The organism is Stenotrophomonas sp. HMWF023 (genome assembly GCF_003060985.1).
GTDB lineage: Bacteria > Pseudomonadota > Gammaproteobacteria > Xanthomonadales > Xanthomonadaceae > Stenotrophomonas > Stenotrophomonas lactitubi.
Genome location: NZ_QAIJ01000262.1, coordinates 1 through 15,471 on the forward strand (window position 1 = coordinate 1; position 15,471 = coordinate 15,471).

General features: G+C 60.4%; 14 protein-coding genes. 8 read left to right on the top strand and 6 right to left on the bottom strand.

Going from position 1 to position 15,471, the window contains the following annotated elements; translation table 11 throughout:
• The 4 genes from DBR20_RS15025 to DBR20_RS15040 form a co-directional block, all read left to right on the top strand.
• A partial coding sequence (locus DBR20_RS15025) for a hypothetical protein (RefSeq protein ID WP_219927819.1) occupies window positions 1-311 on the top strand: 311 nt, incomplete at its 5' end.
• 537 nt (window positions 312-848) lie between these two features.
• Window positions 849-1,694, top strand: a complete 846-nt coding sequence (locus DBR20_RS15030; RefSeq protein WP_108266733.1) for a hypothetical protein — start codon at window positions 849-851, stop codon at window positions 1,692-1,694.
• Window positions 1,695-2,033: 339 nt separating this feature from the next.
• Window positions 2,034-3,845 (top strand): autotransporter domain-containing protein, encoded by a 1,812-nt coding sequence (locus tag DBR20_RS15035; RefSeq protein ID WP_108266734.1) that lies wholly within the window; start codon window positions 2,034-2,036, stop codon window positions 3,843-3,845.
• Between the two features lie 108 nt (window positions 3,846-3,953).
• Window positions 3,954-4,424: a hypothetical protein gene (locus tag DBR20_RS15040; RefSeq protein WP_108266735.1), complete on the top strand. Its 471-nt coding sequence runs from the start codon at window positions 3,954-3,956 to the stop codon at window positions 4,422-4,424.
• Here the strand turns inward: DBR20_RS15040 and DBR20_RS15045 are convergent.
• The 4 genes from DBR20_RS15045 to DBR20_RS15060 all read right to left on the bottom strand — a co-directional run bounded on the left by DBR20_RS15045 (window position 4,421) and on the right by DBR20_RS15060 (window position 8,019).
• Window positions 4,421-5,587 carry an inovirus-type Gp2 protein gene (locus DBR20_RS15045; protein WP_181393096.1) on the bottom strand — a complete coding sequence of 389 codons (1,167 nt, stop codon included), beginning with the start codon at window positions 5,585-5,587 and terminating at the stop codon, window positions 4,421-4,423. The genes DBR20_RS15040 and DBR20_RS15045 overlap by 4 nt on opposite strands.
• Before the next feature lie 230 nt (window positions 5,588-5,817).
• Window positions 5,818-6,048 (bottom strand): AlpA family phage regulatory protein, encoded by a 231-nt coding sequence (locus tag DBR20_RS15050; RefSeq protein WP_108266737.1) that lies wholly within the window; start codon window positions 6,046-6,048, stop codon window positions 5,818-5,820.
• A 368-nt stretch (window positions 6,049-6,416) separates the two neighbouring features.
• Window positions 6,417-7,439 carry a Gfo/Idh/MocA family oxidoreductase gene (locus DBR20_RS15055; protein WP_108266738.1) on the bottom strand — a complete coding sequence of 341 codons (1,023 nt, stop codon included), beginning with the start codon at window positions 7,437-7,439 and terminating at the stop codon, window positions 6,417-6,419.
• 208 nt (window positions 7,440-7,647) lie between these two features.
• The gene (locus DBR20_RS15060) at window positions 7,648-8,019 is read right to left on the bottom strand and encodes a hypothetical protein (RefSeq protein WP_146187019.1); all 372 of its coding nucleotides are present in this window, start codon (window positions 8,017-8,019) and stop codon (window positions 7,648-7,650) included.
• Between the two features lie 676 nt (window positions 8,020-8,695).
• Between DBR20_RS15060 and DBR20_RS15065 the strand changes: the two genes are divergently transcribed.
• Together DBR20_RS15065 and DBR20_RS15070 are read left to right on the top strand one after the other, a co-directional pair.
• Entirely contained in the window at window positions 8,696-9,010 is a 315-nt protein-coding gene (locus tag DBR20_RS15065) for a hypothetical protein (protein ID WP_108266740.1), read from the top strand.
• 200 nt (window positions 9,011-9,210) lie between these two features.
• Entirely contained in the window at window positions 9,211-9,708 is a 498-nt protein-coding gene (locus DBR20_RS15070) for a hypothetical protein (protein WP_108266741.1), read from the top strand.
• A gap of 288 nt (window positions 9,709-9,996) precedes the next feature.
• Here the strand turns inward: DBR20_RS15070 and DBR20_RS15075 are convergent, their stop codons facing one another.
• Window positions 9,997-13,278 carry an autotransporter outer membrane beta-barrel domain-containing protein gene (locus tag DBR20_RS15075; RefSeq protein WP_181393097.1) on the bottom strand — a complete coding sequence of 1,094 codons (3,282 nt, stop codon included), beginning with the start codon at window positions 13,276-13,278 and terminating at the stop codon, window positions 9,997-9,999.
• 838 nt (window positions 13,279-14,116) lie between these two features.
• Here DBR20_RS15075 and DBR20_RS15080 point away from each other — a divergent pair.
• Window positions 14,117-14,794 (top strand): response regulator transcription factor, encoded by a 678-nt coding sequence (locus DBR20_RS15080; RefSeq protein WP_108266743.1) that lies wholly within the window; start codon window positions 14,117-14,119, stop codon window positions 14,792-14,794.
• A 199-nt stretch (window positions 14,795-14,993) separates the two neighbouring features.
• Complete coding sequence (locus DBR20_RS22160; protein WP_181393098.1) at window positions 14,994-15,191, top strand: hypothetical protein; 198 nt, start codon at window positions 14,994-14,996, stop codon at window positions 15,189-15,191.
• 14 nt (window positions 15,192-15,205) lie between these two features.
• Here the strand turns inward: DBR20_RS22160 and DBR20_RS23270 are convergent.
• On the bottom strand, window positions 15,206-15,471 hold a 266-nt coding region (locus DBR20_RS23270), incomplete at its 5' end, for a hypothetical protein (RefSeq protein ID WP_258223381.1).

The window sequence follows — 15,471 nt, forward strand, 5'->3', positions numbered from 1 at the left end:
CCCGGGAGCAGGCTGACAATCTGATGCTGATCGCGATGAAGGAGAGCAATGTCTCCACCATTGATCGCATCGCAATCCACATGGCGGTGAGGAAGGGAGGAGAAGGCGCTTGGGAGGAGAACGCTCGATTGAAGGCGACGGGCATACCCAGGCTGATCCCCAGCGCTTACCGGGATCTTCCTCTGAACATCACCTGGCCTGTCTATCAGCAGCGCCTGTATGAGCTGGGCGTTCGTGATCCTGCCGCGACGCCTGCAGCAACTCCGGTCTATTGCGCGATCGGAAGCTCAACTCACGTGCCGGGCGGTTGATCGCTCCATACAGGAGCGTGGTCCATCAAGGCTGCGAGGAGCTCCGGATGCGCCGCAGTTTTCTTTGCGGGAAGAACGCATAAGGCCCGGTTCGTCCGGGCCTTATGCTGGATGCCGTGGATTTGATCATTGCATGCCGAGCACGCCACTGCAGCTGACACAGGGCGGTGAAAGTGCAATTGACTATTGCCGGACAATGCAGCGGCTGCCACCACCGGCATTCGATGGATCACTTCGATTGGCCCAGGTCGAACACCGTTCTGGAATGTCGCTTTTGACCATCTTCCTCCAGCCAAGTCGCTCAGCCGCCAGGCTTGAAAGGACGGAAATCTCTGCCATCACGATTGCGCCTCTACGGTCGAAGCAGATATGAGCACCTGCGAGGCATTGCACACGCGAAGCCAACAAGAGTCGGGGCCTATCGGTACACCGTAGGGCGTCGTTTCAGCAATCAACGCAGAACTGATTTAGCCGATTCACTTGGCAAATTGGATCATTTCGAACAAGACTTTGTCAGACCCACCACCAAGGAAGATCATGTTCGAACAAGGGATATACCGCTCCGACGATGAAACGCCGGGGCTGGACGAATGCCTGCAGCGCGCTCGCGCAGACATCGAGATCGCCTACAACATCCGAGCCAAGCGAGCCAACCCGCTGTGCTCATTCGTCGATGAATGGAACCTTCTCTGCGAAGACATCATTGGAGGCAACGACACTGCCAGCAGGCTGGATCGCATCGCCGATCACATGCGGCTTCACGGGGCACTTCCTGAGGTCCACATCCTGATACGAGTCCCGATCATCCTGTGGCTTGAAGCAAAGCTCGCCTTCGACAACGGGAACAGAGAAAGATCCTGGGCTGCACTAGCTCGCTGCAACTATTACATCGGCATGTGCTATTCCCACGAAACACATAACGAACGTTCATCCCGAGGTGGAAAGAACTCCTCGCGGTATTCACCCTATCTGCGCAGTATGGTTCTAGAGCGTTTGAGAGAGATGGGAGACAACTCCCGTGCCACGAAACAGGACATCTGGAAAGAGATTGTTCCCCATATGGCCTCCTTCCGAGCCCCCATTTCGGAAGAGCTCAACAGCGTCTCGGCTACAGCCAAGAAGAAAGCTGAGCCTGATGACAATGCATCCAATGGCAGAGGCTCGGCGGGCAAGAGCGTCAATGGAAGAAGCCAGAATCCGAGGCAACAGCTCAGCCGCTGGACCAATGGCGACGAAGAAATCCGCGCCGAGTTCGTACGCGTCGCCGTTGCAGACCTCAACACCCGGGCCAGGCGATCACCCAAGGCAAAGGCGCCTACTGGCATGGATCCTCAAAGCAAGCTCAAGGCCCAGAATCGGCAGAAGGCCTCGAAGAATCGCTAGGACAGGACAGGAGAGCGGTCTGCAGAACGGTGACTGTCGAATGGACTTCCTTCGGCAATGGATTCCAGCTTGGATGAATTATCCATCTCTCTGCGTCCCTCCGAACAGCTTCCCAGGTTGAGCTTCTACCGCTTCCTGTTACCGAAAAGCTCAAGCGCTGCGGGTGGTCCTTTGGTCTGCCCCATGATGATGCTTCTTTGAATTGTCCGCGTCAGCAGGGCCGAACCCCTTCCATGGCCTTGCCGCATAGATCGATTTTTTTCTATATGACGTCACTGGGATAGACCCTAGGGTGAGGCGAGGCGGCACAAGCCGCCCACCTCACCCTAGGAGTTTTCAATGCCGTCGAGTGTGCATCGCAAGCGCTACCTGTTGACCGCCCTTCTCGCCGTGATGGCGGCCCCCGCTCTGGCGCAGTCTCCCTACAGCAGCACGATCTTCATCGGAGACAGCCTCAGTGACGCGGGCTACTTCAGGCCTCTCCTGCCTGAGTCCGTTCGCCCCGTCACCGGCCAGTTCACCACCAACCCAGGCTGGGTCTGGTCGCAGCAGATCGCCAACTACTACGGCACCAATGCCGGCGCTAACGGTAACGGCCAGACCGGCGACAACTACGCCGCTGGCGGCGCGCGCGTGGGCATTGATCTGGTCAACGAGCTGGGCTTTGTGCCATCGCTCAAGACCCAGACTGCCGCCTACCTGGCAGCCAATGGCGGCCATGCAGATCCCAACGCTCTGTACTCGGTCTGGGGCGGCGCAAACGACGTCTTTGCCATCACCTCGCCAGCTCAAGCCCCGGCAGTGATTGGAGCGGCCGTGGCCGATCAGGTCGGGATCGTGGCGACGCTGAAGGGCGCCGGCGCCGAATACGTTGTAGTACCCAACCTGCCCGACTTCGGATTGACCCCCATGTTCCGCAGCCAGGGGGACATCGGCATTGCCACCGGTACCGCCCTGGCCCAGGCATACAACGATGCGTTGTATAGCGGTATCAAGGCAGCTGGCCTCCAGGTCATTCCTGTGGACACCTTCCATCTCCTGCAGGAAGTGGTGGCAAGCCCAGGGACATACGGGTTCACCAACGTTGTCGACAAGGCATGTCCTGTCGGATCATCGCTGACCTGCAACCCGACGCAGTACGTGACTCCTGACGCCGCAACCAGCTATATGTTCGCAGACGGTGTCCACCCCTCCTCTGCTGTCCACGAGATGCTCGGCCAGTACGCTCTGTCGATCCTGGAGGCCCCTCGTCTGCAGCAGGTGCTTACCCACTCGGCACAGACAGTGGGCCGCTCACGTGCGGACCAGGTCAGCTGGCATCTCGATGGCCGCCCCGTCGACGGTCTGAGCTGGTGGGGCAACCTGCGTGGCGACATGCAGCGCTATGTGCATGCCGATCTGTATGACGGCATGGCCCCGGCCGGCCTGTTCGGCGTGGACTGGGCACGTGACGGCATGGTGGTCGGTGGTTTCGCCGGCTACGGCCGCATGGACGCAGACTTCGGCAACAGCCAAGGTGACTTCACCCAATCCGACACCAGCCTTGGCCTGTTCGCCGGCTGGTATGGCGAGCGCGCCTGGGTCAACGGCCAGGTCAGCTACAGCTGGCTGGACTACGACGTAACCCGCAAGGTCCACCTGGGTCCGGCCACCCGTGAGCACACCGGTTCCCCAGAAGGCAGCAACCTGACCGCAGCGCTGAACGCTGGCTACGAGTTCGGCTCGGAGGGAGCCTTCCGCCACGGTCCAGTGGCGGCGGTAATCTGGCAGAAGGTGAAGCTGGACGGCTACACCGAGAGCAACACCAGTGCCACCGCACTGGGCTACGAAGAGCAGGACATGGACTCCACGGTGGGGCGCATCGGCTGGCAGGCACGTTTCGACGGCGGCAGCGTCAAGCCGTATGTGCAGGTCACCTACGACCATGAGTTCGAAGACAGCAAGCAGGCTGGCGCCTGGCTGCAGACCCTGCCCGAGGCCGGCACATACAAGGTCCCGGGTCTGCAGTTCGACAGGGACTATGTCACCGCAGTCCTGGGCGCACGCCTGAACCTGTGGGGCCTGCAGAGCAACATCGGCATCAGCTCCACGACCCTGCAGAAGCGAGCTCGCGACGCTACGTTGTTCGCCAGTTTCAGCGGCAGTTTCTAAGGCCCTGCACTCTCAAACGGGGAGCGCAGTCACCATGCTTCGCCTCGCGACGACCCGCTCAAGCGTGCCGGCGCTCCCCATCCTTCTTAATCCAGCGACCGAGCCCTGATGAACATTGACCTCGCAACACTGAAGAAGTTCGTCCACCGGCAGCCCTACATCCAGCTTGCGGTGACAGCGATGGAAGCACTTGAACCGCATTTTGAGGGCCACTCGCACCTTACCGCTCAGCCTGACGGGGCAACCAATTCCGAAGACTTTGAGCTCACGCTGATCGCCCGCCCGATTGATGGGGGCCATCCCATAAACGTTCTGGTCATGGAGTTCTCCCATAGTCGAGTTGCCATTCCCACCATGATCCTGCCGCACGACCTCTACCACCGGGGAGCCATGATCAACGCGCTGGGTTGCATGACAGATGCCGCGGTCCCGCTGAACTACCAGGTCGTTGTCCGCGACCTGGTCAAGAGCCAACACCGCCGCCTGATCAGGCGTGGTGCGCACCAGCTGCCGAAGAACGACGAAGTGGCGCTCCACACCGGAATGAACTTCCAACCTTCGACGGGACCGACGGTCTAGCCGCTCGGAGGCGCCAACGTGGCCACGGACCACGGCTTGCCCTGGTCCGTGGCCCCGCAGTGCTGGGTTGCTCCGTTGGCTGCCCAGATGTGTTGGATCGGCATCGGAGCAGGACCAGGCAAAGCCGCCAATTGCCGCGGACGCCCCAGCTTGGTGTCACCAACTACGGCAAGCTTCGCTTTGCCGAAGATCCGCGCCAACGATGGCTCATTGAGCTTGACGTAGTAGTCGGCCTTGGCCAGGTACAGAGCCGCGTATTCCAGCCGCTTGCGCCTCTCTACTTCATCATGCGCCACCATCCCGATGCCCACGCCCCTCCGACGCTCGTAGAAGGACTTCTGCGCGTTGCAGTTCCAGTAGCCGCCATCTCCGCCGGTTACTTCATCCCGCCAGAGCTCACCGAGCGCTTTGCCGATGGCCACATCCTGCCAGACCTCATGACCGTTGAAGAACGCCATGAAATGGATGTGGTATGACTTCTGCTGTCCGTACTCAAGCTTCCACGCATATCCGACAAGGGCGGGATACTTCTTACGCAGGAGTCGAAGCAGCGCTGCCAGATCCTTCTTCACACGGACCGGGTCGATCTCGCCTGGAGCAAGACTATTGCGGTAGTGGGCGTTGTAAGCGAAGTCCGAACGCACCACGCAGATTCGCGAGTGACGCTCAAAAAGCTCGTTGATGTAGTCCACAAGAGAGCGAGCGTTTTTGCGGGCACTCCGCTCCTGCGCACTGAGCAAGCTGGTAAAGGCACTGGCGCTGGCTCTCTCACGCATGTTGTCGACCCATCCGTTGGCCAGATCGACATCAGCATGAGCACCGGTAATCGAGGTGGCCCGGAAGCCTGCATACTCCGAGGCCAGCAGCTCGAAGTACGGGCTAAGCTTGTGCTTGCTGTAGAACTGCCGGATGCCTAGATAGTCGACCTTGGCACACTCCTGCACCGCTTTGGCTATGGGATCAGCCACCAGGCGGGCCCCACCGGGTCCGGCCTTCAAAGTGAACAGCTTGTGCTTGGACTTGACCAGGGCACGCATGGCCATATCCACCCGGATGATCTCCCGGGGGTAGTCCACAAACGCATCCACGACGAGCATCTCATCCCGGTTGTCCACCAGCAGGTCACTCCACTGCGCGATGAGGTTTTCGCTCTTCTTGTACATACAATCTCCCGTGCAGCGCATGTGCTGCATCGATCTACCGCTCGGGTCCAGGCTCGGGCTAACATGACTCGCCTCGGGAACACCCAACCAATGGGTTAACCCCGAAGATATAGAGTCCGGAAAGCGATACCCTCCTCGGCCCTTGCGGCGAAAAGGTCTGGGCGGCATTGAAGTGGGCAAACTTAGTGCCCATCTCCTGCCGCGGTTCTTTTCACGCCGGACGGGCGTGGCTACGTCCGCTGGGCTTGGCGCTCGGCCATACGCGTCCTGATCCAGTCGTCCACCTCGCTCTCCACCCAGGCAACGGCGCCGGCGCTCAGCCTGACCGGTCTGGGAAAACTGGGATCGAAGCGCTTGTTGCCTGGCTTCAGTGCTGCGTAGATCGTGGATCGCCGGAAGCCAGTTCGGTGCTCAAGCTCCTGACGGCGGATGAGTCGCGGGGTGCTGGTGTCGATTTCCATGGTGTCGCCTCTTGTGGAAGGACCCCCAAGGTATGCACCAGATCGGCGGTCGTCACGCACCTTAAGTGCTTAAAGTACGTTAGCGGGGCTGACCGACCAGGCTTGGGGCCGGATGCTGGCACTTGAGTTGGTTCTGCGGAGGCAAGGGCGGTTCCGCGGGGCGATGTTGGTTCCGGAGGAACTTCAGCGAGTTGGTTCCGCGGACACTTTGGCCCGATCTGGACACCACCATCACCGAGGCGAGACGAGGCGCTGCCGGGAGCAGCCCTATGGACGGAAGACTGACCAAACCGGCAACCAGGTAGGTGACGCGCAGGAGCGCCCGCGGCCGGTTTGCCACTGGCCTGCTCCGGAGTACGCTCGGCTTGTCAGCCCCTGGTTGGCCGGATCTGGGGGGCGCTCGGCGCAGTGCGCCTGCGATGCGTCGCAAGAACGCGATCCATCAATGCATTGGCTCTAGCAGCAGAGCGTCCCGTTGAAGGTGAGCTCCCACTGCCAAGCAGCTCGGCCACCACCGTGGATATCAGTGGCTGCTGGATGGATAGAGGATTGGTGAACTCAACGACCTCGATACCATCGGCAGTCTCCACCACCACAGGTCCCTCACCGAAGGTCGAGAAGCGCACGATGCCGGCATCGCCTGTGATCTCGATCTCATCAACGGCCCGGAACGCACTGAAGCTCCACTGGCCAACGCCCTGTACCCCAGAGTCAGTCTGGAAGCATATGGACACCGTGTCCTCGGCTTCATACCAGCCGCCGAGACTGCTGGCTGCACTTCCGATCAGCTCCAGTGGTCCCAGCAGGAAGTCCAGCAGGTCCAGGGTGTGCGAGCCCAGGTCCACGAACAGGCCTCCTCCGGAGATGCCCGGATCGGTCCGCCAGAACTCTGGAGACTGGGTAATCGGATTGTGCGGACGGTACAGCGCGGTGCGCACAGTCCGGATGGATCCAAGGGCCCCGGAGTTGAGGAGCTCCTGGACGTAGACAAACCTTGGGAGGGCGCGCCTGTAGTAGGCAACGAAGACCGGAACGCCCGCCTCCTCGCTTGCCGCCAGGATCCGGGCGCACTGCTCATGGTCCATCGCCATCGGCTTTTCGATGTAGACCGGCTTGCCGGCCCCAATGGCCTTCAACGCGTACAGCATGTGGGTGGAGGGCGGAGTGGCCACATAGACCGCATTGACCTCCGGGTCGTTGATCAACCGATCCGCATCGTCATACCAACGCGCGATCGAATGCCGATTGGCGTATTCCTGGGCGAGCACCCCATCACGGCGCATCACCGCCACGATGCGCGAGCCGGGAACGCTACTGAATGCCGGGCCACTTTTCCTCTCGGTGACGCTTCCGCACCCAACAAAGCCCCAACAGACTGTCGAATCAATCATTGAGAGCCACCACGGACCAAGGCGATGAGGCAATGGTATCCGTTGCTCGCGGGCCTGGCAGGTCAACGACTCAGATCCCCGAGCCTCTCTACCCCCGGCGGTTGCGGCGGCCAGCCTCGCTCGCGTGCTGACCGTCAATGGATGACCGACCTGCAGGTCACTGACCTGGCTCGGTGATCATCAGGTAAGGGCGGTCCCCGCTCATCAACTACTCTGATGAGGTGGACAAATCGACACCCTCTCCGTCTGCAGCGTCCGTATCGACGACCTCCGCTGTACCCAGAGTGGCTGAAGATTCAGCCTGACCATGGATGAATACCGACACGCGCAATGGCTTACCTGTGAAGCTACCACCTGTGTGCACGATGACTGACCACATGCCGGCATCCGTAGCCAAGGCGATAACTGGCTCTGCTCCATCCGCAGCAGATAAAGGCGTGCCCTCCCCCATTTCCCAAGCGATATGGTCGTCCTGTTCCAACGATAGCCTGATGTCGTCTGGCCGCTCCGCCTGCATGATCAGCAGGGCCGGACTCTCAAGCTCCATGGTGAATCGACTTACGGGCAGATCGCTGGACACCACGACACTCCCCAACAACTTAGGGCACTTACTTACAGGCAGAGCAACAGGACATTCCTCCGGCTCAGATTGGGCTGCTATCGCGTGATCCCCGCGCTGACATCCTCCCAGAATGGGAAACAGCATGAGAAGCGCGGTCGATCTGATAGCGAAATTGGTCAAGGTACACCGGCAAATGGAGTCAGGAGAGGCCGACTCTGGCGCATCAACAACTTCGGGAGAATACAAGAATCTGAATTTCCATCGGACCTGAAGTTCTTTCTTTAGCGTCGAGCAGCAAGCGAAAGGGAGCCAACGATTTCCAGTACAACGCACTCGGCAGTCTGCTTCGCGCACCTCATTGTGCCCCGCCTTGTTGGTGCCGGCCGCATTGGATGGGTGGGACAATGAGGCTTGATGCGGGCCTTTGCGTGTGCCTAGTCACTACACTGCAAGAGATTTCCCACACCGTTGAAGCCAGCGAACGCGTCTGCCGCATCCAGCCGCATTCAGGTCGAGCGCACCTTTGCAGGACCGACCATCAGATACGATGGTTCAATCAGCCTGCAGTCCCACGCGAAGGGATCTCGGCAAGCGTCATTTAGAATAATTTCTATTCCCCACCCCTGGTCATGACTTCCACAGTCAGGCTGCGCTCAGGTTGCACGCGCAGCGCCTTCCAACCAGGAGTAGATTCATGCCCGACTTCACTATCGGCCCGCTGTCTCTGGGGTTCGCCCTGCTTGTCCCTGCGATCTATTGGCTCGCCAGCAGGGGGGTCGCTGGCACCGCTGAAGAGAGTGGTAATTCAATTCCGCGAGTACTTGTTCCCTATCTCACAACGTTCGCCATCGCCGGATTCATCATCGGCGGCCTGATGCAGCCCGGATTGGACCAGATCATCGAGTGCTCTCGCGGCACGCAAACCGGTACGCAATGCCTCTCCGAGTTCGATCCCGAAGCCAAGGATGAGAAGGCCTCAGAGGCGAAGCAGGCCGCCAGCGAGACCTGAGGCGTATCAGCATGCGATGGCTGCGGCGCGCTGCGGCCATCCACCGCCCTGGATCAATGCCGTTGCTCTTGCCACAGGCCTATCCAGCCTGGCGCCAACACCGGAAATTCGTTCAAGTCCGGCAGTACCCTCATCAACTATTGCCGAATCTGGCAGGAATCTGGGGCGCATGGATCTTTCGAGCATGTTCGATATCGCCGATGCGAAAGACCTACGACCATGCCTCCCCCATTCGAACCACATACCAACGCATGAACCTTACATCTTGGCGCTACATCGGTGTCGCCGCAGTCATGGCCGTCTGCTTCTCGGTCATCGGCTACCAAGAGCATCAGCGCTACAGCCTTACCGAGGGAGCAGCCGGACGGGACGCAGTCGCCCTGGTCACCGAAGTTACGTGGAAGGAGCGCAAGCTCCACAAGAGCAACTTCGTATTGAGCGTCGAGTTTGAAACCGAAGATGGCGAGCTCCGCAACGAGAGGATCGACGTCTCCAACGAACTCGGTAATCGGATGCGCTCCGTGGATGAGGTCGAGGAAATCGACATCCGCTACAACAACGACAATCCGTCGATCGCGGTGATCAAGGGCGAGAAGAATAGTGAATTCATTCAGCTCTGGCTGGCGGTTGCCTCAGCAGCCATCGCCCTGATCCTTCTGACCTGGCGACTCATCAGCCAACGGCGTGCCGAAGGCTGAGCTGTCTCCTGAAAGGGTGACGCCTGGGCCCTGCGGCCCAACTGCAGAATAGAGAGGGCACCGGCCCATGGCCGGTGCCCTTTTTCTATGGCCATTCCTCAGGAAAACGACCAGTACTCACTGGGCTGAATCCCCAGCATCAGCCGCATGGTCCATCGGCGATGCCGTTCCACCCTGTCCTCTTACATTGCACAGAGCGTGGGACACCAGCACCTGATGCCCCGGGACCGCAGCATTGCGTCGGACCACCGCATCGACCCTCCGGGGCCGATGCGGTACCGATACGGGTTACCAGCTGCGACGCACACCCAGCTGAGCACCCAGATTGCGGTAGCCACCGCTTCCGCTCTGCACGCCCATGTCACCCCAGGCCGACCAACGGCCACCCAACTGCAGCTGCGCACCGGCCTTGAGCTCGACCCGGCGGGACGGTACGCCGCCCTGCAGGCGCTCTCCGTCAAAGTCCAGTGCATTGTCACCATCAGCGTGCAGCCAGTTGGCTTCGAGGAACGGCTGCACTCGACTGCGCCCAACGTTGGCTTGGCCGTAAAGACGCAGACCGACACGCGTGCTCAAGCCACCAGCGTTCTCACCGTCGATCACGGTGCCATTGCGCTCGGTGATCCGATCACTGCGGTAATCGGTGTAGTTCAGCTGGACCTGCGGCTCCAGGTAAAGCGAGGAGGCACCAGTCTGGCGCAGGGTAAACGCATAGCCAGCCTCAATCGAAGCGCTGGCAGTGCGGGCGTGGTAGCGCTCCTTCTGCAATGCCTCACCTTGGACGCTGCTGGAGTAGCGGCCGTGCTGCAACCAGCCATCCACATAGCCGCCGCCCAGCTGCTTCGGACGCTGCTGCCAGGAGCCGTAAATGCCCACTGCATTGCCGTGCACCTTGCCGTTGGCCGAGTAGCCGGTCAACTTGGAGCGGATCTGGCTGGTGGCATCGCCATTGGCGAGCATCACACCCACAACGCCCCGACTGGATTGGCCCCAGCCCCAGACATCACTGCCGATCTGCAGGACATTGCTGTCACTGCTGACATCGAGCTGATCACCAATCACACCGTAGTCTGCCTCGTTGCGGTTGACCTGTACCCACGCGCCCCGATCGCCACCGACATTGCGATCGTGTGCGCGATGCTGGAACAGCTGCACGGCGGCGTTCTGATTGGCCAGATAGGCACCGGGCTCAGGGCGCAGCACCGGAATCACCGGGGGCAGTACCGGCGGCACCACCGGCGGATCAATCGTCGGGTTGCAACGCGGATCGGTCGGACTGGCCTGACACAGATCCACCGGCGGCTGGATCACCGGGCAGGTCGGGCCACCTGGGTCTGCGATGCAGGGATCCACAGGCAACAGGCTGGACTGCAGGTACCAGCCACCATCAGCAGCCTTGTGCAGGAAGTACTCGTACTGTCCGCCAACCGCACGGCCGATCAGGTCATAGCGGGCGTTGGAGGCGCCATCGACCTGGATCAGCTGGATGCCCTGCTGGGTCTGACCGCCAGCGCCGCCGACGTTGTTCACCGTCACATCGGCCTGGCCATTGGTGTCACCCACCACATGCAGGCGGTCGGTGCGAGCCCCGTCATCGCCCAGGGCACCGTTGAACACCAGGTGCCCGGCACTGGTGTCAAAGTCACCAGCAACGGTCAAGGTATTGAAGCGCCCGCCATCGATGGCCGACAGCGCGAGCGTGCTGTTGTTCAGAGCCATGCTCTGGACAGTCGAATCGCCCGTCAGAGTCCACTGACTACCGCCACTGATGTTCATGGCATTGACGATCCCGGTGGCGCCCTGCCAGTGCGAACGCTGGTCCAGGCCCACATGGACATCGGCAGTCACCGGGATGCCTGCGGCGATGTCCTCGGCGGTAATGACGATGTCTCCCTGTGCATACACATCGCCAGAGAAGGCCAGAGCAAGTGGGCTCGACTGCGCTGCATCGATTGAAGCAAGAACGCCGTTGCCGCCGATAAGCACCGCGCCGTTGCTGGCCGAAACATGCCGCGCGGAGCGGATCCACATCGCGCCATGGCTGTCGCTCACCAGCGAGCCACCGTCGATGGCAAGGTAGCCGTTCTTGTCGACCAGAGCGCCATAGGCACCCAGGCCCGCAGTCCGGACATGCGTGTTGGTGATGCTGAGCTCGCCAGTGCCCTCGCTTCGAAGGCCATATGCCTTCTCGCCGGTGGTGACGATACGGCTGTCACTCAGCGAGACATAGCCACCCAGGCGCGCGACGGCACCGGTGGATCCAGTACCGACAGTGCGGATGTCGATGCCTGTAGCGTCAATACTCGCGCGGGAGCTGTACTCCTTGGAGGCGTACACGCCATAGGAGAAGTCGCCCTCGGTGCTGATCGCGGTGTTGGACAGGGTCACCCTTCCGGCGCGTGTATCGACACCGAGCGCGCTCTTGTTGGTGGTGTGCAGCGAGCTGTTTGCGATATCGATCGTGGAATCGTCGGGAAGCCACACAGCGGTGGCACCTGAGGTGAGGTCAACTCCATCCAGGAATGCTTTCTGGCTGTAGCCATTGACGTTGACACCGACTCCGTCGGAGATGATGGTCGTTCCGGTCAGCCAAGCACTGGAGTTGGACTGGTGCAGATGAACACCCTCCGCGTTCTTGCCTTTGGCTTCAATCCGACCTCCCTGCATGTAGAACTCGCCCCCGGACATGTCCACGCCGTTGGCCGTCTCCCCGGAGGTGAAGATATTGGTGTCTATGAGGCTTACGACGCCTCCGCCCACCGTAATCCCCCACGCGTTGTAGCCATGGGTGACAAGCGTGCTGCCTTGGACCTCAAGTGAGGAGTTCCCCTGGACATTGATGGCCCACGCCGATGCGCCATGGGTAGTGATCGTGCTGTTACTCACCAGGCCAGTGTTGCTTCCGGCGCCGTTGGATTTTGACATCCGCAGGCCGATTCCCGCCATTCCAGTTGTTTCCACGTTCACCCCGCTGAGCTCCACATGGGCCTCATGGGATTCAATAGCGCTCCCGTACTGGCCTGTTGTGCTGATCTGAGTGCCTGACATCTGAACGCTCGCACCTGACTGTGCGAACACGCCGACGGCGTCATCTCCAGACACGTTGATCTTGACCCCACCAACATTGGCCGTGGATCCCGTGGCGACCTGAACACCATGACTGTACCGGCCCTGCGTGCTGATGACAGTGGACGCGCCGCTGATCTCGACATGCGCGCCATCGGCGACCGAGATACCACTGGCGCGATCACCGATGGTAGTGACCGTCGCGTCGACCAGCTCGATCCGGCTACCTGCTCCTTCTGCACGTGCAGCGGCAGCACCAGCACCACTGGTGCTCAGGTTGACCGCACCAGTGGGAACGATCTGTCCTCCGTTGAGTGCATGGAAGGCGTAGCCAGCGGTGCTACCCGGATCAACCGGTTCGGTGGTGGTGTAGTCGCCGGCAGCAGGGTTTTTGGTGTCGCCATCGGCGACAACCTGCTGGGCGTGGACATTGGCAGTCCATGCCAATGCCGCGCTTACAGCCAAGGCGAGAAGGTGTGGGGAACAAGTGGTACCACGGTGCACGGCAATACTCCGATATGGGGAAATGGTCGGCGTCCATGCCCTAGGAAGTAACGATGCGCTGGGCCACACGCAGCCTCACGCTGCCTTGCTGGAGCGCGGTGCTGGCGGGGATCGAGGTTGATGGATGGGACAAGCGCACAAGCCGCGGTCGATCAGAAGATCTGCTGGTGCCGGATATCAGCCAAACGCAAGTAACGTTAAGCAGCGCTTGCGTTGAAACGAATCGACAAATTTCGAAACGCCGTAGCGCCAATGCGGCTGTTCAGCGAGCAGATGGCCGTAGCACGCACGCCGCCTTACTCAACTGATGCATGTCAATAGTTGGCCTCTGGTTTTCGAGCCAGATCTCAGGCCGCAGCGCCGCGCCATGTATGGAGATCTTTGAAGAATGACGAAATGCATGCAGGTCTGACCCTGATTGCTGCCAAGCCCGAGAACGCTCGATAGACTTCGACGCGTAGTCTGGAAATCGACAAGATTCGATGTTGTCGCGGCAATGGATCGCCAACTGCATTCCCGTGGACGGCGCCAGGGGTTCCGGAATGCATGGCAAGGGGACGAGGCTGTTTCGGCGAAGAGGAGGCGCTTCGGCGCTATCAACGGGCATAGCCCGGAGCTGCCCCCGCCACGCCTGGCGTGGTGGGAGCCCCCGGAAGGAATCGTTCACAACCATCGTCCGTTCTTGTCGGAAGGGACCTGGGAACAGGGCGCAGGCTGGCAGCTCCGTCAGCCATGGTGAGTGCGTGATGCCGATTCAAGCAGGTGGCGCGTCGATCTGGCGCGTGTCCACTGCTCCGACATATCGACGCATCCCCACTCCTAGCAAAGGCTCCCAGCCATGACCACCGAGCTTCTCCCTGCAGTCACCTTGGCCATCCTGGATGACCACAGCGTTGTTCGCAGCGGCCTGGTACTTCAGCTAGGCAGCCATCCCAGTATCGAGATCGTGGGTAGCCACGCGACCAGCCAATCGCTTCTGGTGGGACTTCGACAACATCCAGCTGATGTCGTCCTTACAGACTTCGCTCTCGGGCCACACGATGTAGATGGACTGAACCTCATCCGCATCCTTCGTGCCAGACATCCCCGATGCAAGGTCGTTGTGCTAACTGCCCACTCCAACTCAGCCACGCGGTCCCTGGCCATGCAGGCCGGCGCGCATGGCTTTGTCGGGAAACAGCAGGGGCTGGATGAGATCCTTCTGGCGATCGCCCTGGCTATTGAGAACGTCGTCCCGGACCCCAGCTTCAGATGCCTCGGCGAGCTTGAGTCAGAGAGGGCACTGTCGGCTCCTCCATGTCTGGACCTGATCTCACATTCCGCCCTCACGGCACGGGAGTTTGAGGTTCTGCGCTGCTGCCTGGAGGGGCTCACCAACGCAGATATCGCAAGCAAGTTCTCGCGTCAGCCAAGCACGGTAAGCACACAGAAGCGATCGGCCTACAAGAAGCTCGGGATCCGCAATGACAACGAGCTATTCAAGTTGCGCCACCTGCTTCATAGGTCCGAGCAATAGGGAGACGAAAACAGAACGCCAGCTGAGCAGGATCGGAAGCTGGCTGGCGGCTTGCTTTCTTTCGATTTCCTTCTATCCAAAGCAGGATTCATGTCGCCAATACTCTGCGCCTCGCACGACAGCCCCTAACGGCGCTGCCGGATCGACTTCCAGAGGGGCGCAATACTTGTTGCGCTGCTTGCAGACGAGCAAGACGCATATGTACACACACCGCACTCCTTTTCTGACCAAAGCTGACGACTTTGCAGTGATCCTGCTGAGCCTATCGGCGCTGACCGTATCAGTCATGCCCTGCACACTGTTGAATGGTGGATTTGCCGTCTACTACGGCGGGATCGCATTCATTGTATTGGTCAGCAGTGTTGTGCGCATCCTCAACGGGATAAGCAGGCATTGACTAGTTCCCTTCAATCAGCCGTCCCTCAACGCGCGCGCATCCTTGTTGCAGATGATCATGAGGCGGTGCGTATTGGCATACGCGCGCTCATCGCCTCGGTCAACGGATGGGCAGTCGCCGGCGAGGCGTCCGCTCCAGGTCCACTCATGGATCTGGCTCGACGTCTTCGCTTCGACGCCGTAGTCATGGACTACAACATGCCTGACGAAAAGCACCGCGACGGTCTTGACCTTATCAAGTGGCTCGTGGACCAGCCATGCGCCCCGGGGGTGGTGGTGAT